General features: G+C 58.2%; 17 protein-coding genes. 9 read left to right on the forward strand and 8 right to left on the reverse strand.

The window, feature by feature from the left end; all coding sequences use genetic code 11:
- Window positions 1-2: 2 nt before the first annotated feature.
- On the reverse strand, window positions 3-1220 hold the full coding sequence (gene opgC, locus USF70_RS07090; RefSeq protein ID WP_320735466.1) for an OpgC domain-containing protein: 1218 nt from the start codon (window positions 1218-1220) through the stop codon (window positions 3-5).
- A 281-nt stretch (window positions 1221-1501) separates the two neighbouring features.
- On the opposite strand from opgC, the gene USF70_RS07095 reads away from it, so the two are divergent.
- The 9 genes from USF70_RS07095 to USF70_RS07135 all read left to right on the forward strand — a co-directional run bounded on the left by USF70_RS07095 (window position 1502) and on the right by USF70_RS07135 (window position 14522).
- Complete coding sequence (locus USF70_RS07095; protein ID WP_320735467.1) at window positions 1502-3319, forward strand: glycosyltransferase; 1818 nt, start codon at window positions 1502-1504, stop codon at window positions 3317-3319.
- On the forward strand, window positions 3316-4647 hold the full coding sequence (locus USF70_RS07100) for a DUF3131 domain-containing protein (protein ID WP_320735468.1): 1332 nt from the start codon (window positions 3316-3318) through the stop codon (window positions 4645-4647). Before USF70_RS07095 ends, USF70_RS07100 begins: the two co-directional genes overlap by 4 nt.
- Window positions 4644-6191 carry a DUF3131 domain-containing protein gene (locus tag USF70_RS07105; protein WP_087822611.1) on the forward strand — a complete coding sequence of 516 codons (1548 nt, stop codon included), beginning with the start codon at window positions 4644-4646 and terminating at the stop codon, window positions 6189-6191. The genes USF70_RS07100 and USF70_RS07105 overlap by 4 nt, the downstream gene beginning before the upstream one ends.
- Window positions 6176-7570, forward strand: a complete 1395-nt coding sequence (locus tag USF70_RS07110; protein ID WP_320735469.1) for a DUF3131 domain-containing protein — start codon at window positions 6176-6178, stop codon at window positions 7568-7570. The genes USF70_RS07105 and USF70_RS07110 overlap by 16 nt, the downstream gene beginning before the upstream one ends.
- Entirely contained in the window at window positions 7567-7992 is a 426-nt protein-coding gene (locus USF70_RS07115; protein WP_320735470.1) for a globin, read from the forward strand. Before USF70_RS07110 ends, USF70_RS07115 begins: the two co-directional genes overlap by 4 nt.
- Before the next feature lie 11 nt (window positions 7993-8003).
- Window positions 8004-10673 (forward strand): response regulator, encoded by a 2670-nt coding sequence (locus tag USF70_RS07120; RefSeq protein WP_320735471.1) that lies wholly within the window; start codon window positions 8004-8006, stop codon window positions 10671-10673.
- Window positions 10670-12841, forward strand: a complete 2172-nt coding sequence (locus USF70_RS07125) for a glycosyl hydrolase 2 galactose-binding domain-containing protein (RefSeq protein ID WP_414464598.1) — start codon at window positions 10670-10672, stop codon at window positions 12839-12841. The genes USF70_RS07120 and USF70_RS07125 overlap by 4 nt, the downstream gene beginning before the upstream one ends.
- 93 nt (window positions 12842-12934) lie before the next feature.
- Window positions 12935-13222, forward strand: a complete 288-nt coding sequence (locus USF70_RS07130; protein ID WP_033145603.1) for a VF530 family DNA-binding protein — start codon at window positions 12935-12937, stop codon at window positions 13220-13222.
- Window positions 13223-13229: 7 nt separating this feature from the next.
- Window positions 13230-14522, forward strand: coding sequence for a glycoside hydrolase family 10 protein (locus USF70_RS07135; RefSeq protein WP_320735472.1), 1293 nt, complete (start codon window positions 13230-13232; stop codon window positions 14520-14522).
- A 39-nt stretch (window positions 14523-14561) separates the two neighbouring features.
- On the opposite strand, the gene dsbG is transcribed toward USF70_RS07135, so the two are convergent.
- The 7 genes from dsbG to USF70_RS07170 form a co-directional block, all read right to left on the reverse strand.
- Window positions 14562-15320: a thiol:disulfide interchange protein DsbG gene (dsbG, locus tag USF70_RS07140; RefSeq protein WP_047060912.1), complete on the reverse strand. Its 759-nt coding sequence runs from the start codon at window positions 15318-15320 to the stop codon at window positions 14562-14564.
- A gap of 41 nt (window positions 15321-15361) precedes the next feature.
- Complete coding sequence (locus USF70_RS07145; protein ID WP_182383588.1) at window positions 15362-15973, reverse strand: DsbA family protein; 612 nt, start codon at window positions 15971-15973, stop codon at window positions 15362-15364.
- Window positions 15974-15980: 7 nt separating this feature from the next.
- Window positions 15981-18005 carry a protein-disulfide reductase DsbD family protein gene (locus USF70_RS07150; protein ID WP_320735473.1) on the reverse strand — a complete coding sequence of 675 codons (2025 nt, stop codon included), beginning with the start codon at window positions 18003-18005 and terminating at the stop codon, window positions 15981-15983.
- Between the two features lie 47 nt (window positions 18006-18052).
- The gene (locus USF70_RS07155) at window positions 18053-18424 is read right to left on the reverse strand and encodes a hypothetical protein (protein ID WP_320735474.1); all 372 of its coding nucleotides are present in this window, start codon (window positions 18422-18424) and stop codon (window positions 18053-18055) included.
- Between the two features lie 87 nt (window positions 18425-18511).
- Window positions 18512-19072 (reverse strand): RNA polymerase sigma factor, encoded by a 561-nt coding sequence (locus USF70_RS07160; protein WP_029741319.1) that lies wholly within the window; start codon window positions 19070-19072, stop codon window positions 18512-18514.
- Window positions 19073-19077: 5 nt separating this feature from the next.
- Window positions 19078-19497 carry a hypothetical protein gene (locus tag USF70_RS07165; RefSeq protein ID WP_126795444.1) on the reverse strand — a complete coding sequence of 140 codons (420 nt, stop codon included), beginning with the start codon at window positions 19495-19497 and terminating at the stop codon, window positions 19078-19080.
- Window positions 19498-19646: 149 nt separating this feature from the next.
- Window positions 19647-20165 (reverse strand): AAA family ATPase, encoded by a 519-nt coding sequence (locus USF70_RS07170; protein WP_069302856.1) that lies wholly within the window; start codon window positions 20163-20165, stop codon window positions 19647-19649.
- Window positions 20166-20207 lie beyond the last annotated feature (42 nt).

Raw genomic sequence — 20207 nt, forward strand, 5'->3', positions numbered from 1 at the left:
CCTTAGTTAGGTATCCAGCGTGCAGCGACGTTGTATTTTGCCATGAGCCACAAAATGCCCAGTGCCGCAGCATGCACTAACGTATTTTCTATCCAGGCATGACGCCACAAATCGAAGGTGATGAACTGACTCACCAGCACCACCACGTACACATGCAAAATGAAGGTATAAAGCGAGTGCTGGCCTAACGGAATAAGAAACCATCCCAGCAGGCGGTTGAGCGGCGTCCAGCAGTATGTCAGCACCAGATAGACGGTAACCATCAGGGCGATATCGTTTAATACCCGCACCGGGCCCAGCCCATTTTTCGCCGCGCAGGTGTGATAAAAGGTGTTGAAGCCGTCAGGCGGAATCACATGCATCAGCAGCGCGGGGGGCATAAACGGGTTGGTATGGTTCTGTGCTATGAACCCCAGAATGAGCGCCACTATCACCAGCGCAACCACCACCACTTTACCTGCAGGCGTGCGTGCGAAAGAGATCAGTTCGGCTTTATACCACCCGCTGGCCATGCCCAGCACAAAGATGAACTGCCAGGCCAGCAGCGGAAAGGCAAATTCGAATTCCGACGGCGTCAGCCGGAGCGGCCACCGCTGCCAAAGGCCGTACACTAGCAGAGACGCCCCCAGCAGCCACCAGACTTTACCCTTCTGTAGCATCCCTAAAAATAGCGGGCTGAGTAGCAGCAAAAAGATATACAGCCCCAGAATTTGCGTCTGATGGGGGCCAATCTGTAAATAGAGGATAATGTTGAACCAGGTCTCTTTTATTTGTGGCGTGACCGGATAAAGCGACCAGCTTTCACCCGAAAATCGGTCGGTAAAATGAGTGACCTCGAAAAGATTAATATGCGGGATATAGGCCAGGAGAATAAACGACACTATGATAATGATATTTACACGATATATTTTCCACGCCCTGAGATAAAGCCCCCACGAAACCGTGAGTAATACGACTTTTTGCAAACGAGCGCGATTCAACATCCCCAACATAAATCCCGAAAGAATGACAAAGCCTTCTGCGCCGGTTGTTAACCCAAAACGCTCCCAGGAGAATATATTAAATACCGACATCACTTCCGTATGCGCCACGACCATCATGACGAGGGCAATCCCGCGCATAAAGTCAATTCTCAGGTCCCGGGCACCTGCAATGGCATACCGCCATGATCTTGATTTTACTATATCCGCTTGCGCGATCGGCGGCGCAATATGGCTCATAGGGTATCCTTTACCTGGAAACGAAAATTAACGTCTAAATAAAGTAGATAGCCTAAAGGAATGGCAACCGCAATTTATCGTGAACAGATGAGGCGAATTAAGCAGAATTTAACCTTAATTAACCACCACTAAATAATAGTAATGAACGTGGCTGGACACTTTTATTCGGCGTTCTACACTTACCTTAAATCTTGTTTATTCGCTATTTTCTTTGACCTTCTGGCAACTGCCTTTGCAGCAGAATGGGTCTGCATATTCACGGAATCAGGAACGCCGGAACTATGGATTTTTATTTTTCCCGTTTTGAACATCGTCGACCTCCGGAACCGTTGAAAACGCCGCGCTGGGTAATGATGACCTGGCAGGTGTTAGCGGTCGCGGCGCTTATTCTGGGCGCAAATTATATTTACTGGCGCTGGACTGCCTCCCTGAACACGGACGCGTTATGGTACGCCATACCGCTGGTCCTCGCCGAAACCCTGGCCTGGATCGGTACCGTGCTGTTTACCATCAACTTATGGAAAGAACAGGATCCTCCCCAGAGTCCGCCCCCGAGCGAGATTAACGACTGCCTGTCACCGGAGGAGGCCGTAGAGCCCCGTCCCGTTAAGGTGGATCTGTTCATTGCCACCTATTCCGAAGACACCGAGCTGGTGAGGCTGTCCATTCGCGACGCCCTGAAGATGGATTACCCGTACCCTATTCACTACCGCATCCACGTCCTCGATGACGGCCGTCGCCCGGAGATGAAAGCCGTTTGCGATGAGGAAGGCGTCAATTACATCAGTCGCCAGACCAACATCGGATTTAAGGCCGGTAACCTGCGCAATGGTCTTGAGCAAACCGACGGCGATTTTCTTGTTATCTGCGACGCCGATACCCGTGTATTTCCCACCCTTCTCAGCCATACGCTGGGCTATTTCCGCAACCCTGACGTGGCCTGGGTGCAGACGCCGCAGTGGTTCTTCGATCTCCCGGAAGGAGAAAGTTTGTCGCGCTGGGGCCAGCGGAAAGCCGGAAAAATGGGCTATGGCCTGGGCTGGCTGATCCAAAAGTGTGTCGGCCCGGTCACGGTTGGCCGCGACCCGTTTTTTAACGATCCGCGCATGTTCTATGACGTCATCCTGCGGCGGCGCAACTGGGCCAACGCCGCATTCTGCTGCGGCGCGGCGTCCATCCACCGTCGCGAGGCGGTTATGCAGGCCGCGCTGAGAAGCTACGTCTGGTCCGTCGAAGAGGAGATCCATCGCCATACCCGCGACATACGCGATGACGAAACGCGGAGCGCGCTACAGGAGGCGATGCGCCCCCACGTGGCATTTGACACTGAGTTAACGCCCTACAAATTTCACGTCTCCGAAGATATTTACACCTCGGTGCTGCTGCACGGTGACGCCGCACGACGCTGGCGTTCGGTCATGCACCCGCGCGTTGAGTCGAAGATGCTCTCTCCGCAGGATATGCTGACCTGGATGATCCAGCGCTTTAAATATGCCGCAGGTTCGCTGGATATTTTGTTCCATGACAATATCTTCAGCCGTCGTCGCTTCAGGCTTTCACTCCCCCAGACGCTGATGTATGCCACGACCTTCTGGTCCTATATGGCCTGCGTGTGGAACACGGTATTTTTGATTTCACCCATTATTTATCTGTTCACCGGCATTCCGCCGGTATCGGCCTGGTCGACGCCGTTCTATCTCCATTTTCTCCCTTTTTTTATTTTCTCCGAGCTGGCCTTTATGTTCGGCACCTGGGGGATTTCGGCCTGGGACGGCAGGGCCTCCTACCTCTCCTTCTTTTCCATGAACCTGCGCGCGCTCAATACGGTGCTGCGGGGCGAGCAGATCAAATTTCACGTCACGCCAAAAGAGCGGCAGACGGGCCGTTTTCTCTATCTGGTGAAGCCGCAGATTGCCATCGTAGTGCTGACCCTCGCAGGGCTTATCTGGGGAGGGATTCAGGTTGCACGCGGCCAGGTCGACGACCCTTCCGGCTACGTCATCAATATTTTCTGGGGAGGGGTGAACATCGCCGCCATGCTGCCGCTGATATTCGCAGCCATGTGGACCCCCGCCGAAGAGGATGAGGTCACCCAATGAGAATACGTGATGCCCTGCTTTCCGCGCGCAGTTATCTCACTATTCTGCTGGGGTTCCTGCTCGGCTTTGCCATTGTGGTATGGGTTGAGAAACAAATGCCTTCGCGCGTGGAGAGCAGCGGCGGCATCGCGCTCAGTAAAGATTTCCCTCCGCTGCCCGAAAAACGCGAGCTGACCTATGACGAGGCCATCTGGGCGCGGGTAGCCTGGCAATACTACGTGAATAATACCCAGCCAAACGGCCTGGCGAACGCCAGCGACGGTGAGCCCTGGCTGAGCCTCTGGAGCGTGGGAAGCTACCTGTTTGCGGCCGCTGCCGCAGAGCAGCTCAATATCATTTCCACCGATGAGTTTGACGAGAGGGTCAGCGCGGCCCTGTTTACGCTGGGGCAGTTGCCGCTTAATGAGAAAGGCCTCCCTGCCGCGTATTACCATGCGGACACCCTCAAAATTCTGGGAAAAGCTGACGCATCCGCAATAGGCCTGAGCCGCCTGCTGACGGCGCTTCAGACTCTCCTTTGGCGCTATCCTCAGCACGCGGCGGCCATCCGCGATCTGTTTAGCGTCTGGAGCACCGGCAAGCTGATTGAAAGCAGCACTCAAAGCCAGGCGGCCGTGCCGCTCCATCACTGGACTCTGACCAATGACGAACAGCGGGACAGCTTTGGCTATCGGCTCTATGCCAGCCATACGCTGCGCTTAATTGACAGTGCGGCGGGCCTCGCGGTCACCAATCCGCCTGAGGGGCAAAAAATGATCGACCTGGATGGGATCATGGTTCCTGATGAAGGGCTGCGCACGCCCTGGGGCAAGCAGACCTCCCTGATCAGTCTGCCCTATCTGCTAACCGGACTCGAACTGGGTTTTGACGCGCAGAGCGCTGAAATTGCGTGGCGGATTATGCAGATCCAGCAGCGGCGCCACGGCCTGCGCTCACCAAAACCTCCTATCAGCACGGATTATGCCGAACCGGCACCGGATTACGTTACCGATCTGCCAAACAGGCAGCCGGTACAGGCGCGCGCCCTGCGTGACGAAGTGCCGGAGAAAGTCGCGATCGCCTCCACCCGCACCGCGTTTGCCTGGTATGCCCTGTTCCGCAACAGCTGGAGCGAGGCGCTGCGCCAGCAGGTTCTGCCGCTTCTGGTGCCGGGTAAAGGCTGGCAGCGCGGTTTCAATCTTAATAACAGCGTTAATAGCGTCGTGGACGCCGACACCAACGCCATCGTACTGGAAAGTCTGTCGTATATCGCGCACGGCCAGATGCTCTGTCTGGCCTGCCTTCACACGGCCCCCCATTCATCCACTCCCGCAGGAGCAACGCCATGAAGCCACGATCCCCGATCCTTTTCTACCTGCTCACGGGAATAACGATCTGCTGGCTGGCGCTCTCGACCGCGCGCGCGGAAACCGGGCTGCCTGCATCTGGTTACTCCCCTCGCAGCGGCGAGCTGACGGCCCGAGAGATGACCATTGCGAAAAACGCCTGGCAGTATTTCGTTTCAAACTATCAGCCCACGACGGGGCTGGTGAATGCGGTCAACAAATATCCTTCCACCACCATGTGGGACAGCGCCTCCTATCTGGCCGCACTGACGGCGGCGCGCGAGCTGGGGATCATTGATAAAGCAGAATTCGATCGCCGGATGCTGAAATTTCTCGCCACGCTAAACACCCTGGTGCTGTTCCGCAACGAGCTGCCCAACAAAGCCTATAACACCATCAGCGGCCAGAAGGTGGACTACACCAACAAGCCCGGCGAAATTGGCTTCTCGGCTCTGGATATCGGGCGAATGCTGGTCTGGCTGAAAATCATCAAAGAACGTTACCCGGAATACGGCAACAGCGTTGATAACGTGGTGCTCGGCTGGGATTTCAGCCATGCGATCGACCCCTGCGGCACGCTGTACGGAGCCTATCTGGAGAACGGCCAGCCGAAGTATGTTCAGGAAGGCCGGCTGGGCTATGAAGAGTACGGCGCGGCGGGCTATCAGCTGTGGGGGTTCAATACCTGTAAAGCCAGCCGTCCGCAGCCGTACGAGCTGGCCGAAATCTACTGCGTGCTGGTTCCGTATGATTCACGCGACCCGCGCAACACGTCTCAGCATAACTATGTCGTGACGGAATCCTACCTGCTCTACGGTCTGGAGTTCGGCTTTGATAAACCGACCGATCGGGATAACGCTCCGCGCGACTACTCCCTGACGTGGATGAAAAACTTTGCCGATCGCGTTTATCAGGCTCAGGAGAACCGCTACACCATCACCGGCGTCCTCACCGCGCGCTCTGAGCACCAGCTCGATAAAGCGCCATACTTCGTCTATGACACCGTCTTCAGCGACGGGTACAACTGGAACACCATTACCGACAAAGGCCAGTTCGTCCCTAACGCTGCCGCAATTTCACTGAAGGCGGCGCTGGGAATGTGGGTCCTGTGGAACTCGCCTTATACCGATCGCCTGCTGAACACCATTGAGAATGCCAACGAAGAGGGAAAAGGCTACTACGAAGGGCTGTATGAAAACGGCGACGGGCCGATCAAGGAGTTCACCGCGAACAATAACGGCATCATGCTGGAGGCCCTGTTGTTCAAAAAAGAGGGGAAACTGCTGGCCTTCAACACCGACAACCCGAAGAGCAAGGATTTTGCGCCGTCGCTGTGGGATCAAAAGCTGCTCGATCAGTTTGAAGAGAACAACGCCCTGCGCAGCCGTCCGTTCCTTGCCAGCACGCCGGCCGTAAAAAGCTGGTGCGACCGGGCCGGCGTCACGCAGCGCACCAAACCCGCCTGCCAGGCCTGTCAGTGCGCGTCATGCAGCGCGGACGAGCCGGTTAAACTGCCTCCGGTGACTGCGCAATGCTTAAAACCTTAGCCAGAGGGCTCGCGGGATTACTCCTCGCAGGTGTGGTCATCTTTGCTCTGTTTGGCCATCAGGGGGCTGGCTGGCGCTGGCTAATCAATGGCGGCTGGCACTCCAGCGCGCGTATCGCTGCCCTGACGCCGGAAGAACAGAAATGGGCGGCGATCGCCTGGCGCTATTTCGTCAACAATACCCAGCCGCAAACCGGACTGGTCAACGGGAGCGACAAACAGCCCCGCGTCACGCTCTGGCAAATGGGCGATACGCTTATCGCCCTGCTGGCGGCAAAAGAGCTGGGGCTGATTGATGAGGCCGAGTATGACGCCCGCCTGACGCGGCTGATGGGCACTCTCAACCGCCTGATGCTGACCGAGACCCGGACGCCAGGACGGCTCTATTCCAGCCAGACGGCAGCGACGATCGACTTTAGCAGCAAGCCCGCTAAAAATGGCTGGTCCGCGCGCGACATGGCTCGTCTGATGCTCGCCTTGCGCCTCACCGCTGAGCGGGAGCCGCAGTACAGCGAGTATCTGGATAAAATCATTCTGCGCTGGAACTTCTGCCCGGTCATCGATGCTGAAGGCGAACTGTGGTCCTCTTCCCTGCAAAACGGCCAGCCGGTGGTCCGTGAGGAGCTGCGCCTGGGCGAAAGCGAATATGCCGCGACGGCGTTTCATCTGTGGGGATTTTCCCCGGATAAAGCGTTTACGCCCCCGGCCCACCACGTCATCATCGCCCAGCGGCGCCTTGCTGTGGATGCCCGCGATCCGCGTACCACGTGGCAGCCCTCCCTGATAACTACCCTTCCCTATATGCTGCCTGGCCTGGAGTTTGGCTGGGAGCCAGAGGGCGTTGCGGCCGATCGGCAAAAGCGCCTGCGCAAGCAGGCCGAAAACGTCTGGCTCAGCCAGAAAACGCGCTGGGAGACCGATAAGATCCTGACGGCAAGGGCAGATTTTGCGCTCCCTCAGGCGCCCTGGCATATACAGGATACCGTCTGGGGAAATGGCTATGCCTGGAACTCTGTTGGCGACGATGGCCGGGATTACACCCGCTTCGCACAGGTGTCGACAAAAGCGGTCTTTGCGCTGTGGGCCTTGTGGGACTCCCCTTATACCGACGTGCTGATGTCGGTCACCGAGCACCTTAACGATCCGCAGAAAGGCTGGTACGAAGGCCGCCTTGAAGCCACGGGCGATACCAACGCCTCCCTGACCCTTTCTACCAATGCCACGGTTCTGGAAGCCCTTTTCTTTAAGCACAACGCCGGGCCGCTGTTTGACGCCCGCCGGTCTAAGAAAGAGAGCTACTTTACGCGCCGTGTGGCAGAGGAATATACGCCAGTCGGGCACTGTCTGCCGGGCGAAAACGCCGCAAGGAGGACGCCGTGAAGTTTTACCGCGATCTGTTTGAATCCAGTCTGAACCGCGTTTTTCCGAATAATGACAAAACAGCGTTTTTTCAGACGTTCTATGACGCCTTCATCCATATGTCACCCGAGACGCAGCAGCATTTTTCTCGCCTGCCGGATCGAGAGGGTCAGCAAACCCTGTTTAAAAGTTTCTTCGCCATGCTTGCGGTGGACGGCGCCCTGATCGTCCCTGATTTTCTCGAGCGTCTGGCGCGGGAGCAAAGCGACGACGGCCTGCACCTCCCCCCACGATTTTTCGCGCTCTGGCGCGAAGCGATGTTGAACGCGGTGAGCCAGCGCGACCCGCAGTGCGACGATGAGATCCTGACGGCCTGGGCGATGGCGATAGCGCCCGGGCTGGAATACCTGCGCCGACAGGCCGAACTGCACTACCGCGCGTAGGGAGGATCACGATGAGCGCATTTACATACGATCTTAACGCGCTGCCAGCTGCCGTCATGATTTATGACCGCGATGAACGCCTGCAGGCCTGGAATCACAACGTGGCCCTTTTTTATCCGGTCATCACCCCGTGGCTGAAGGCGGGCACAACGCTTGAAGCGCTGGCGGAACGCTTTATCGACGCCGTTTATAACGTCGACCCCGGCCTGCGCCAGACGCTGCGCGAGTCGGTTATTCGCAACTGTCGGCAGGATAAACACTGTGAGGTTCGGCAGGCGGGCCAGCGGCGGATCTTCGTCCAGCATCAGCGCCTGGCGGACGGCGGTATTGTCAGCCTGCACAGCGATATTACAGAGCTGGATGAAGCGCAGCGCGCGCGTCACCAGCTGCACGACGATTTTCTGCTGACGGCGGAATCCATTCATATTGGGATCTGGGACTGGCAGGTTTCTGGCGACGCGTTACAGGTTAACGACACCCTGCTTGCCATGCTGGGCCAGTCGCGCACCCAGTGGCGATATCCGGTGCGTTTTCTGCTCAATCAGGTCCACGAGAACGATCGCGCTGCGCTGCGCAAGGCGCTGCACGCTTCGAAGCAGGATCATCGTCCGGTCTTTGAATGTGAAATTCGCGTGCATCACCCTACCGAAGGACTGCGCTGGATGCTGCTCTCCGGCCAGGTGGTCACGCTCTCTATTGAGGGAAACGCCGAGCGCGTGATTGGCACGCTGCAGGATATTACGCGGCGCAAGGAGGCTGAAATACAGGCGTTCACCTCGGCCATTGAGGCACAAAAAGCCAATGAGGCTAAAAGTGCATTTCTGGCAAACATGAGTCATGAAATCCGCACCCCGATGAACGGCATTATTGGCATGACCCAGCTGTGCCTTGACACAACTCTCAACGCCGATCAGCGCGATTACCTGACGCTGGTGATGAGTTCGGCCCAGTCTTTGCTGCATATCATCAACGATATTCTCGACTTTTCCCGTATTGAAGCTGGCAAAGTGGAGCTGGAGGCGGAACCTGTCCCTGTCCGCCCCTTTATCCAGTCGCTTATTCGCCCGCATATGCCGGGCGCGAGCGAAAAAGGCATTGAGCTTCTGGTTGATATTGCCCCAGACGTCCCCGACGTGCTGATGGTCGACGGCGCGCGGCTGCGCCAGATCCTGACCAATCTGCTGGGCAACGCGCTGAAATTTACGCACCAGGGGGAAGTCATCCTGGTTGTTGAGCCCGGCGATAGCGAGGACTACTGGCGTTTTCGGGTGCGCGACAGCGGTATTGGCATCCCGGCTGAAAAGCAGAAGGCCATTTTTGAAGCCTTCAGCCAGGCGGATAACTCAACCACCCGCCGCTACGGCGGCACGGGGCTAGGACTAACCATCTCGGCGCGGCTGGTTGCGGCCATGGGCGGCGAGTTAACGGTCACCAGCGAGCCGGGGAAAGGCAGCGAATTTTCTTTCGTCCTGCCGCTTGCAACGCAGTTTCTTGCCCCGGAGGAACGCCCGCGTAGCCAGCGCTTTAGCGGTGAACCCGTGCTGGTGGTGGATGATAACGAAACTAACCTCCGGCTGCTGGCCGCCATGCTGAGCCAGATGGGGCTGAAACCCACCTGCGTTAACAACGCCAGTGAGGCCATCAACCGGGTTAAAACCGAAACGGCATGGCCGCTGATCCTGCTGGACGCGCAGATGCCGGATATGGACGGCGTGTCGCTGGCCCTTGAGCTTTCGGTGCTGCCGCAGATTTCTGAAAGCCATATCATCATGCTTAGCTCCATGAGCCGACATTTTGATATCAATATGCTGAAGCGGATCGGCATCAAAAACTATCTGCATAAGCCTATCGCTCAGGACGAGCTGCATCAGGCGATTGCCTCTGCGTTTGAACGTGCGCCGAAGACCGTGGGGGAAACCGCGCCCGCCCCCGTCGCCGCCCCGGACGCTACGGGGCTGCGGATCCTGCTGGCTGAAGATAATCTGGTTAATCAGAAAGTTGCCGCGCGCCTGCTGGAACGCCTCGGTCATACCTGTCAGATCGTCGACAACGGCGTCGCGCTGCTTGAACGCTGGCGCACGGGCGTGTGGGACGTTTTGCTGATCGATCTTCAGATGCCCGAGATGGACGGCGAGACCGCCATTCGCCTGCTTCGCGAGGAGGAACGCTCCCGGCCTGGACCGGCTCAGCCCGCCGTCGCCATGACCGCACACGCCATGCAGGGGGATAAGGAGCGCTGTCTTAACATGGGCTTCGACGGCTACATTGCCAAGCCCATCAGCCAGGAGCGTCTCGCTGAGGAGATAGCTCGCGTGCTCGAGCGTCATGATGATTCCCCCGTTTTTCCTGACGAAGCGCGCCTGCTGAAACAGTGCGCTGACGACCCAGCCCTGGTACAGGAGCTGCTGGCCCTGTTTGGCGAAGGGCTGGAGGAGGCCATAAGAGCGATCGCCCGGTCTATCGACAACGATGACCGCGAAGCGCTGCGCCGCGCGGCCCACAAGCTGCGCGGAGAAGCCGTCACGCTGGATTTCGGGCTGCTCGCCCGTCAGCTGCAGGCGCTGGAGAACGAGGCGCACGCGCAGGACAGGCAACAGCTCGCGACGCTAAACCGGCGTCTTCAAATGGAATCGCAGCGCCTGATGGCGTGGCTCACCGCGCGAGGGGTAAACGAACCATGACCCGTAGCTGCGCGCTGCTCTTTGCGCTGTTTATTCCACCGCTGGCGGCGAACCCGATGCCGGTCAGCTGGTCACTTGCTGGCACTTGGCGGGTTCAGGATGCCAACGACGGCACGCTTCCTCCCGCGTCAGGCTGGCGCGGGCTGAAAGTCCCTGCCAACTGGTACAGCGCGGGGTACGATCGTCAGGGCGCGCTGTGGTATAAGCACGCCTTTACGCTACCCCTTCAACCGCCCGACGTGATGAGCACCCTGGTGTTTGACGGCGTCGATTATCTTGCCGATGTGACGCTAAACGGCCAGCCGCTGGGCAAGCACGAGGGCTATTTTCAGCGCTTTTCGCTGGACGCCAGCGCCGCGTTACAACGTCACAACCAGTTAGTGGTTCGGGTGGATAGCCCCTACGAAGATCCGCACAAGGTATGGCCTCTGCATAAAACGGTCATGAAGGGGATTCTTAATCAGCATGACACGCGCCCCGGCGGCGCCTGGTCGCCGGAAGGACAGGACGCCAACTCTGGCGGCATCTGGGCACCGGTCAGGCTGCATCTGAGCCGGGGCGCCACCCTGGATGAAATCATCCTTCGGCCTGACTGGTCGCAGGGGCTGAAAAGCCCTGCACTGAAGGCTGAGATTCGCTATCGCGCGCTCGGTCAGGGCCCGGCAACCGCGCGGCTCACCGCCACACCCGCCAATTTCAGCGGCAAGCGCTTCCAGGCAGACTTTCCGGTTACCCTGGAAAACGGCGCCCATTCCGCCCATGTTACGCTGCCCATGCCTGCGGCAAAACTGTGGTGGCCGGTCGGCACCGGGAAACCCCATCTGTACAGGGTTCGCGTCTCATTACGGGATGAAAAAGGGTTAATGGATACGGCGGTCACCCGCACCGGGCTGCGCAAGATCGTAGAGCAGCCAGACAACAAAGGCTGGCTCATTAACGACAGGCGCCTTTTTGTTAAGGGCAGCAATTACATTGGCTCTCCCTGGCTCGGAACCATGACGCGAGAAAAATATCGTCGCGATCTTCGTCTGGCAGAAGCCATGAACGCCAACGCCATTCGCGTGCACGGACACGTTGCCGGACGCGCGCTGTATGACGTTGCCGATGAGATGGGCATGATGATCTGGCAGGATGTTCCACTGCAGTGGGGCTACGACAGCAGCGACGCCTTTACCAAAAATGCGGTTCGACAGACGCGGGAGATGATCGAACAGTTTGGGAACTCACCCGCCATCATCGTCTGGGGCGGCCATAACGAACCGCCCTGGAATTCGCCGTGGATGGAAAAACGCTTCCCGGACTGGAACAAAAACCTCAACCGCGAGCTCACTCAGCGGGTGGCGGACACGCTTGCCGAAGATAGCTCCCGCATCGTGCACCGCTTCTCCGCCGTTGAGGAGCACTACTGGGCGGGCTGGTACTTCGGTGCCGTGCGCGACCTGCTGGCGCCAGCCAAAACGGGGATCATTACCGAGTTTGGCGCGCAGGCGCTGCCCCGCTTGTCCACGCTAAAAACCATCATCCCGGCTGCGTATCTCTGGCCCAAAACGACCGCCGCCGACGATCCCGGCTGGAGCGTCTGGAAATACCATAACTTCCAGCCCTTTCAGACGTTTAAATTTGCCGGTATACCGCGCGGAAACAACATTCAGGAAATGATCCGCAATACCCAGGCGTATCAGTCCCGGCTCGTCGCCACGGCGGCCGAGAGCTATCGCCGACAGCGCTACCAGCCGGTGACGGCCCTGTTTCATTTTATGTTTGTCGAGACCTGGCCCTCCATCAACTGGGGCGTGGTGGACTACCTGCGTCAGCCTAAAGCCGGTTTTTACGCGTTAAAACGCGCCTACCAGCCTGTTCTGCCTTCAATTGAACCGGTCACCCCGCAGTGGAAATCCGGCACGGCGGCGACCGTGCGTCTCTGGGCCATCAACGACACCTGGAAACCGTGCAGCGAGTGTCATCTTTCGTGGCGCATCTCCCAGCGCGCTAAGGTGCTGGCAAAGGGGACGATGACGATGACGATCCCCGCTGATTCGGGAACGATGGTCAAAACGCTGACGGTCACGCCCGTGGGTCAGGATGAGGTGTCGATCGGGTTTACGATTGAAAACAAGGCGGGAAAAAGGGTTGGTGAAAATCAGCGCACGGAGTCCGTCATAAAATGAGCGAGGGAAAAGGAAAATTGCCGCTTCCCCTGCTTTCTTGTACCCTTTCACCGGAAACCCTGCCCCCACAAACATTGAGACATCCGGACACCTATGACTGCACATATTTCCAAAGATCCTTTGCATGGCGTAACGCTGGAGATGATGGTCAATGCCCTGGTGGCAAAATACGGCTGGAGCGAACTGGGCGACCGAATCAAAATTAACTGTTTCAGAAAAGATCCCAGCGTTAAATCGAGCCTGAAATTTCTGCGCCGCACCCCGTGGGCGCGCGCGGAAGTGGAAGCCCTGTATCTGGACTCCCTCAACGATGAGGTAAGCACAGAACAGGCGGCGCCCGCGTTTAATCCCTGGGCCAACAGTCGGATTATCAAGAGCTAATACGCAAATGACGCGACACGTAAAACGGATTGGTGCGCTGGCTGCCTGCGCGCTTTTACTTGTGAGCTGCTCCTCCAAACCGCCAAAATCACTGGTTACCCCTCTTCCCACCGCGAGCAAACCGACGCAGCAGGCAAACGAGCCGATGCGCGGGATCTGGCTGGCGACCGTCTCGCGTCTCGACTGGCCGCCGGTAGCCTCGGTGAACGGCCGCAGCGCGGACCAGCGCATCGCGATGCAGAAGCAGGCGCTGACAAGCAAGCTCGACAACCTTAAGCGCCTCGGCATTAACACGGTGTTTTTCCAGGTGAAGCCGGACAGCACGGCCCTCTGGTCATCAAAAATTTTGCCGTGGTCGGATATGCTGACGGGCAACATCGGCGAGTATCCGGGATACGATCCGCTGCAGTTTATGCTGGATGAAGCGCACAAGCGCTGCATGAAAGTGCATGCCTGGTTCAACCCGTACCGCGTGTCGACCAACACCAAACCGTCCACCATCGCCGCCCTGAACCGGACCGCCTATCAGACCCCGTCCAGCGTCTATGTCCAGCACCCTGAGTGGGTGCGCATCTCGGGCGACCGTTTTGTGCTCGACCCCGGCATTCCGGAAGTGCGCGACTGGATAACCAAAGTGGTGACCGAAGTGGTGGCGAACTACGCGGTAGACGGCGTGCAGTTCGATGATTATTTTTACGCCGAATCGCCGGGGTCCGCGCTCAATGATTCGCAGACCTGGCGGCAGTACGGTCAGGGATTTGCCTCAAAGGCAGACTGGCGTAGACACAATACGCAGCAGCTGATCGTCCAGGTTTCCCGCGCGATTAAACAGACCAGGCCCGACGTTGAGTTTGGCGTCAGCCCGGCGGGCGTGTGGCGTAACCGCTCCTTTGACCCGGCAGGCTCGGACACCCGTGGCGCTGCGGCCTACGATGAGTCCTACGCCGATACGCGGCAGTGGGTTCAGCAGGGCCTGCTGGACTACATCGCTCCGCAGATTTACTGGCCCTTCTCCCGGGACGCCGCGCGCTACGACGTGCTGACCAAATGGTGGGCCGACGTCGTGAAGCCGACCCACACTCGCCTGTATATCGGCATTGCGTTCTACAAGGTGGGCGAGCCGTCGAGAAACGAGCCGGACTGGACGGTTCAGGGCGGCGTGCCGGAGCTGAAAAAGCAGCTCGATCTCAACGATTCGCTGCCCAACGTCAACGGCACCATCCTGTTCCGGGAAGATTACCTGAACCAGCCGCAGACCCAGCAGGCGGTGAACTACCTGAAAGGACGCTGGGGAAGCTAAATGCCATCAGGCAGAAACGCCCCGTTTCTGCCTGTTTTTTTACGGCTTCGGCCCGAACATCGCCTCAAGCTGCTGCGCATCCGGCATACCGACCACCTGCTGCAGCTCATTTTCCGCATTCAGATAGTAAATGGCCGGCGTGGCGTTAGCGCCCAGGCTGTCCATCAGCGTCTGGTGCTTCTGCAGGATCGCTACCGTTTCGCGGGAAGCCTCGCCCTCTGGCTTCGGTAATTTTTTGCCACCTGAAAGCTCGTATTCGCGCCAGGCCGAAACCGGATCTTTCGCATTCAGAATCGCCGAGGCGTTACGTCCGCTGTTGGGGTTGAGAAACGCCACCAGCAGCGTGTTGAGCTGCACCTTGCCCGCCTTCACCCACGGCTGCGCTTCGGCCCAGAACTGCTTGCAGTACGGACAGAACGGATCGGCGAAGACAAAGACCTTACGCGGGGCGTTATCCGCCCCTTCCTTCAGAGGATGCGCCGCGTTGAGGTTCTTCCACATCTCGCGTCCCATCGGGGCGTAGATCTCTTTCTGGAAATAGCCCTCGCTGAGGTTTTTTCCTTTGTCATCGTACAGATAGCCTGAGATGACGTGCTTGCCGTCCGGCGTTAAAAACAGCGTCACGCCCATGTCCTGATACTGCCCCAGCCAGGCCGGTGCGCCGCCGGGCGCATCCAGCTTCTTGATAATTTTAATGTTCTGCTGCTCGCTGAAGTGCTTCACCACGTCCGGTATGGCTTCAGCCGCCTGCGCCAGCCCTGACGCCGTCAGCGCTGAAAGTAACAGTAATTTTTTCATTTCCCTCTCCGGTTTGTCGGGGGCATTCCGCCCCCTTCAGGTTAGCGGTTTTTCAGTGCGTCACTGACCATTTCGTCGAACTGTTCAAACGGCACCCAGCCGGGCAGCAGTCCCTCGCCGATGAGCGTGGCGGGCGTGCCCTGGATCCCCATTTTTTCCGCGACGATCAGGCTGCGCTTGATCGTCATCAGGCTCTCCTCATCCGGCGTCGTGACGCTCACGCCCGCCCGCTTCTGCGCCTCCTGAATGCTGGCGTCATCGTGGTAGCCCTTCTTCGCCATCAGAGTGTGGTTAAGCTTCATAAACTGCCCGGGCTCCTGACGCCAGAGCGTTAACGCATCGCGCGCGGCGGTCAGCGAACTTTCCGAGCGGAAAGGTAAAAACTTAAAGACTACCGCCACGTCCGGGTGTTTTTCGACGATCTTCTCCAGGTACGGATCGAATTTTTTACAGTACGGACAGTTGTAGTCGGTAAACACCACCAGGGTGAGCTTTGGGTTTTTCGCACCGATGCGCGGGGAGTTTGGATCGTTAAACAGAAAATCATACACCATCTTCTGCGCACGCTGCTCCTGGTCCGGCGTCAGCGGCTGGGCAGCGAACACCTGAACCGGCGCCAGCAGGAGCAGAAGCGTAATAAGGAGTTTTTTCATAATGCGTTTAGCCTTTTGCGTTATTCAGGGTGGCGATCAGAGTGCGCTTGTCCAGCAGCGGCGAGAGGATTTCGCCCTCAGGCAGACCGGGGCCATACACTGCGTTAAACGGAATGGCGTAACGGTTTCGCTTCGCCAGAAAATCGGCGATAAACGCGGACGGCTGGCTCCAGTCTCCGCGCAGGGCCACCACGTCCGGCTGGCGCAGCGCGGCAATAACGTCCGGCTGATTCAGCACCCGATGCTCGTTAACTTTGCAGGTCACGCACCAGTCCGCCGAGATATCCACGAACACGCGTTTTCCCTGCGCCAGCGCCTGCTGGATGGCCTCCTCGCTGAGCGGTTGCCACGGGATGGTCTGAGCAGCATTTTGTGCCGGAGCGGCAGGCGGCGCGTTAAGCAGCCCGCGCGCCTGATACCCACCAAACGCCGACAGCGCGATCACCACGAGCCAGAACAGCGGTGAGGATTTTTGCCCCTTCAGCGCGAACAGCGCCAGCGCGACGGCGATAAGCACCAGCATCACAATCTGGCTGACCGCCTCGCCCAGATGCACGCTCAACAATGTTGCCAGCCAGAGGCTGGAGGCGAGCATCATCAGGCCCAGAACGACTTTTAGCGTGTTCATCCAGCGGCCGGGTTTCGGCAGCAGCATGGCCGTTTTCGGCACCAGGGCGACAAACAGCCACGGCAGGCTCATGCCCACGCCGAGCATCAGGAAGATCAGCCACAGGGAGTGCAGCGGTGCGCCAAGGGCAAAGGCGACCGCGGTACCGAGGAACGGCGCGGAGCACGGCGTGGCAAGCAGCGTGGCGAACATTCCTTCGCAAAAGCTGCCGCCAATCCCCGTTCCCCCTGCCGTCGCCAGCCGTCCCGTGGCGGCGGAAGGCAGCAGCATCTCAAACGCGCCAAACAGGTTCAGCGCAAACAGGAAGGTGACGGTGACCATCAGGCCAATAAACCACGGGTTCTGGAACTGAATGCCCCACCCCAGCGACGCCCCGGCCAGCTTCAGCGCCGTCACCATCCCCGCCAGCAGCATAAAGGAGGTGAGGATCCCGGCGCTGGTAGCGAGGAAGCGCAGCCTGATAGCGCGCCTGTCCGATCCCGCCTGCAGGATGCTGTTAAGCTTCATGCCCATGACCGGCAGCACGCAGGGCATCAGGTTGAGGATAAGCCCGCCCAGCAGCGCAAAGAGCACCATTTTTCCCGTCCCTTCAGGCGCGGAGGACGCTGCGGGCGTCGCGCCAACGGTCATGGTGGTTTGCTGCGCGTGACCGCCACTGGTCAGCACAAACGACAGCCTCTTGCCTTCCAGCGAGGCGGGCTTGTCTCCCCATTCGTCGGTCACGGGTACCGTCACCCGAAGGGTATTGCCGTCGTGTTTGATGACCGGCTCGCCGGGAAGAATGTCACCCTCCAGCGGGTCAAAGTAGATCCCCGGATTATCCCATTTCCCGTCCGTCGTGCCGGTAATCACCAGCTTGTCGCCAGAGAGCCACGCGGAGAGATCCCTGGATACGCCTGACGTACCGGGCACGGCACGCATCGCCTGCTCGAACTCGCTACGGAAGCCCTCATCTACCGGCTGGGTAAAATCGAGATGCAGCGGGTAGTCCGTCAGCAGGCAGACGTTACTGCACGTGGAAAGCGTGAGCGTCCCGTCGAGCGTGTCGCCCTTCACTCCGTTGAGCGTAATCGGGATCGTGACCTTATCGTGATAGCCCTGCGTCGTCATGCCGGAGATATCGAAGCGCGACGGGACCGGCCAGGACCAGCTATCCGTTACGCCTTCCGGCCAGCCGATTTTTGGCGCGACGCCGCCCTCGCCCGGCGATCGCCAGTAGGTTTTCCAGCCGTGCTTTAGCTCAACGGTGAGCAGGCCTTTAACGTGCGTTTGTTCCCTTTCCGCCTGAAAGCGGATGCGGGCGTGATCGTTTTGTTGGGAAACCTGCCAGCCGGTGTCTGCCGCATGGACAATGCCGATGCAGGACAGCCACAGGAAGACGAATCCCCTGAAGAGGTTAACCATGTTTTACTCCGTGAACAGTGAAAATTATCGTGAGAGGACGATGATTTTCATTCACGGAAAACGCAGTTTTTAAGGTGTATTCGGGGAGGCGGTGCCTGAACGGGCTGTTCTGCGGGAGCCAATGCCCGCCCTTGCATAAACAGCTGCAGCAGCGCGAAGAAGATAATAATGGCCGGCAGCGCGCCGTCGAAGAACAGCGGCTGGGCGCAAAGCAGCGAGTGTGCGCCCAGCTGACAGGGCGACGGGCCGGGCTGTTCAGTATTGCCGCTTTGAGCCGGGGCATCTGCACTCAGTGAAATCTGCGGATCCAGTCCCTGTAAAAAATGGTTAAGCATCACCGCACGCTGCACGAGGCAAAGCGCCATCGCGAGACAGGTGACGATCAAAAGCCATTTTCCGAGGAGCTGACGGTTGCGCATAACGTTCCAGAGTGACGAGACGCCCCGATCATAAACGATAGTGATGAATCTACAAGTGCCGGAAGTGTAAGGTTTTGTCTGTCGCCGCTATTCGCCCGTCAGCGCGTCATAGACGTCCCGCAGCCGCGTGCGCAGAAACAGCACCGCCTTGTGCTTGCGGGATAACAGCGCCTGCTCGCTGGCGCCCGTCTCCTCTGCCAGCATTTTAATGCTGTAGCCGTGGAGTTCGGTCTTTTCAAACACCTCGCGCTGCGGCGGCGGCAGTTCAGACAGCGCCTGCCCCAGTTCTTCCCACAGCAGCGTTTTGAGATACTCCTCTTCCGGCGTGTGCGGTACGCCGAACAGGGTTTCGGCCAGCTCGTCCTCCGGGAACCCCTCTTCGTCTTCTCCCGTAAAATAGCCAGAGAGCGACACCTCGCGCTTTTTACGCGCCCGGTCGGTCATCTCGTTACGCGCCGCGCGGAACAGCCAGGCGGCGACGTTTTCGACCGGCTGCTCCACTTTCATCAGCTGATAGGTGACTTCCTGCAAAATGTCGTCGGCATCATCGCGAACGGAGGTCCGTCCGCGAATGAAGGCTTTCAGCCGGGCGCGGCAGGCATTGAGCGCCGACATCAGCATGGATCCGCCCGCCTCCCCGGCTTTCATTTCGCTCACTCTGCTTCCGGCGCTTTTGGCGTGGCGTCGTCACGCTTATCGTCACGATGACCGTGCCAGCCGCAGTGGCCGCGTCCGTGGCGACCAAACCCTTCGCGGCGCTGCTGAATAAACGCCTCGCGCTGTTCGGGCGTCATATTCATCCAGCGCTCGTGCATGCGGCGGTGCGCGCCAAACATCCCCGGGCGGAAACCCAGCCCGCCAAACAGAATGCGGCTCAGCACCAGAATGCCCAGCGCCTGCCAGAAGCCAATGGCCTTCACGCCGAGAATGGCCGGGAGCAAGGCGTTCCACAGGGTCATCACCACCAGGCCGAGCACGATAAAAATCACCGCGCCGATGACTAAGCCCTTGCCCATACGGTGGCGACCGAATCCGCGCCCGTGACCTCTGCCGTGCATATCAAAATCTCTCATGGTGTTTACCTCGTTTACAGTAACTGATTATGGCTTGTGATGAGGTAGACGGATGAAGGAGGGAAATATTGCTGGGGTGAATGAATAATTTTGCGGAGAGCGTATTTTCACACGCCCCGTGAAAGCAATTGCTGGCGCTTGTTCACCGTTTAAGGCCGGTTTAGAGCGATCTTATTCCTTATTTCCAGGATTTTATCTGCACACTCTGCCGCTGATAACAGGGCGGTGTCCAATATGAGATGTTCTCTCTCCCAGGGGGCATACTCACGGTTTTTTACCTGTTTCCAGTCAGGAGGTGTGAGCCCTGGGATATCAGAGACTCTGTGCTCCACGCGATAACGATGTTCTTTTTCGTCTGAGCAGACAATTTCAACTTCCAGGAAAGGGACATTCAACGAAAGAGCAATATTGCGAAAAGTATCTCTCACAAGGTTAATATCATTAACGGAATCGGTCACAACGGTGGAGCCGAGCTTAAGATTCTCACTTGCTAAACCATAGATGGCAAAATAGCCCTCCGGCCCCGTTTCCTGACCCGGTTCATAGACTGAACGAATGGCCTGCTCAACAGTATCAACCCGCAGATAGACCGCCCCCAGCCTTTGAGTAACTATTTTTGCAACGGTGCTTTTACCACTGCCGGGGAGCCCACTAAAAATAATTAACATAATTTTCCCTGTGATAATTAATATTAGATTTGTGCTGCCTAT

This window comes from Enterobacter sp. 237C8 (assembly GCF_034106865.1).
GTDB lineage: Bacteria > Pseudomonadota > Gammaproteobacteria > Enterobacterales > Enterobacteriaceae > Enterobacter > Enterobacter asburiae_B.

What these genes read in the sequence shown, in the direction of transcription:
- opgC (WP_320735466.1), bottom strand. Translation starts at nt 1,220, where the DNA reads ATGAGCCATATTGCGCCGCCGATCGCGCAAGCGGATATAGTAAAATCA.
- USF70_RS07095 (WP_320735467.1), top strand. Translation starts at nt 1,502, where the DNA reads ATGGATTTTTATTTTTCCCGTTTTGAACATCGTCGACCTCCGGAACCG.
- USF70_RS07100 (WP_320735468.1), top strand. Translation starts at nt 3,316, where the DNA reads ATGAGAATACGTGATGCCCTGCTTTCCGCGCGCAGTTATCTCACTATT.
- USF70_RS07105 (WP_087822611.1), top strand. Translation starts at nt 4,644, where the DNA reads ATGAAGCCACGATCCCCGATCCTTTTCTACCTGCTCACGGGAATAACG.
- USF70_RS07110 (WP_320735469.1), top strand. Translation starts at nt 6,176, where the DNA reads ATGCTTAAAACCTTAGCCAGAGGGCTCGCGGGATTACTCCTCGCAGGT.
- USF70_RS07120 (WP_320735471.1), top strand. Translation starts at nt 8,004, where the DNA reads ATGAGCGCATTTACATACGATCTTAACGCGCTGCCAGCTGCCGTCATG.
- USF70_RS07125 (WP_414464598.1), top strand. Translation starts at nt 10,670, where the DNA reads ATGACCCGTAGCTGCGCGCTGCTCTTTGCGCTGTTTATTCCACCGCTG.
- USF70_RS07130 (WP_033145603.1), top strand. Translation starts at nt 12,935, where the DNA reads ATGACTGCACATATTTCCAAAGATCCTTTGCATGGCGTAACGCTGGAG.
- USF70_RS07135 (WP_320735472.1), top strand. Translation starts at nt 13,230, where the DNA reads ATGACGCGACACGTAAAACGGATTGGTGCGCTGGCTGCCTGCGCGCTT.
- dsbG (WP_047060912.1), bottom strand. Translation starts at nt 15,320, where the DNA reads ATGAAAAAATTACTGTTACTTTCAGCGCTGACGGCGTCAGGGCTGGCG.
- USF70_RS07145 (WP_182383588.1), bottom strand. Translation starts at nt 15,973, where the DNA reads ATGAAAAAACTCCTTATTACGCTTCTGCTCCTGCTGGCGCCGGTTCAG.
- USF70_RS07150 (WP_320735473.1), bottom strand. Translation starts at nt 18,005, where the DNA reads ATGGTTAACCTCTTCAGGGGATTCGTCTTCCTGTGGCTGTCCTGCATC.
- USF70_RS07155 (WP_320735474.1), bottom strand. Translation starts at nt 18,424, where the DNA reads ATGCGCAACCGTCAGCTCCTCGGAAAATGGCTTTTGATCGTCACCTGT.
- USF70_RS07160 (WP_029741319.1), bottom strand. Translation starts at nt 19,072, where the DNA reads ATGAAAGCCGGGGAGGCGGGCGGATCCATGCTGATGTCGGCGCTCAAT.
- USF70_RS07165 (WP_126795444.1), bottom strand. Translation starts at nt 19,497, where the DNA reads ATGAGAGATTTTGATATGCACGGCAGAGGTCACGGGCGCGGATTCGGT.
- USF70_RS07170 (WP_069302856.1), bottom strand. Translation starts at nt 20,165, where the DNA reads ATGTTAATTATTTTTAGTGGGCTCCCCGGCAGTGGTAAAAGCACCGTT.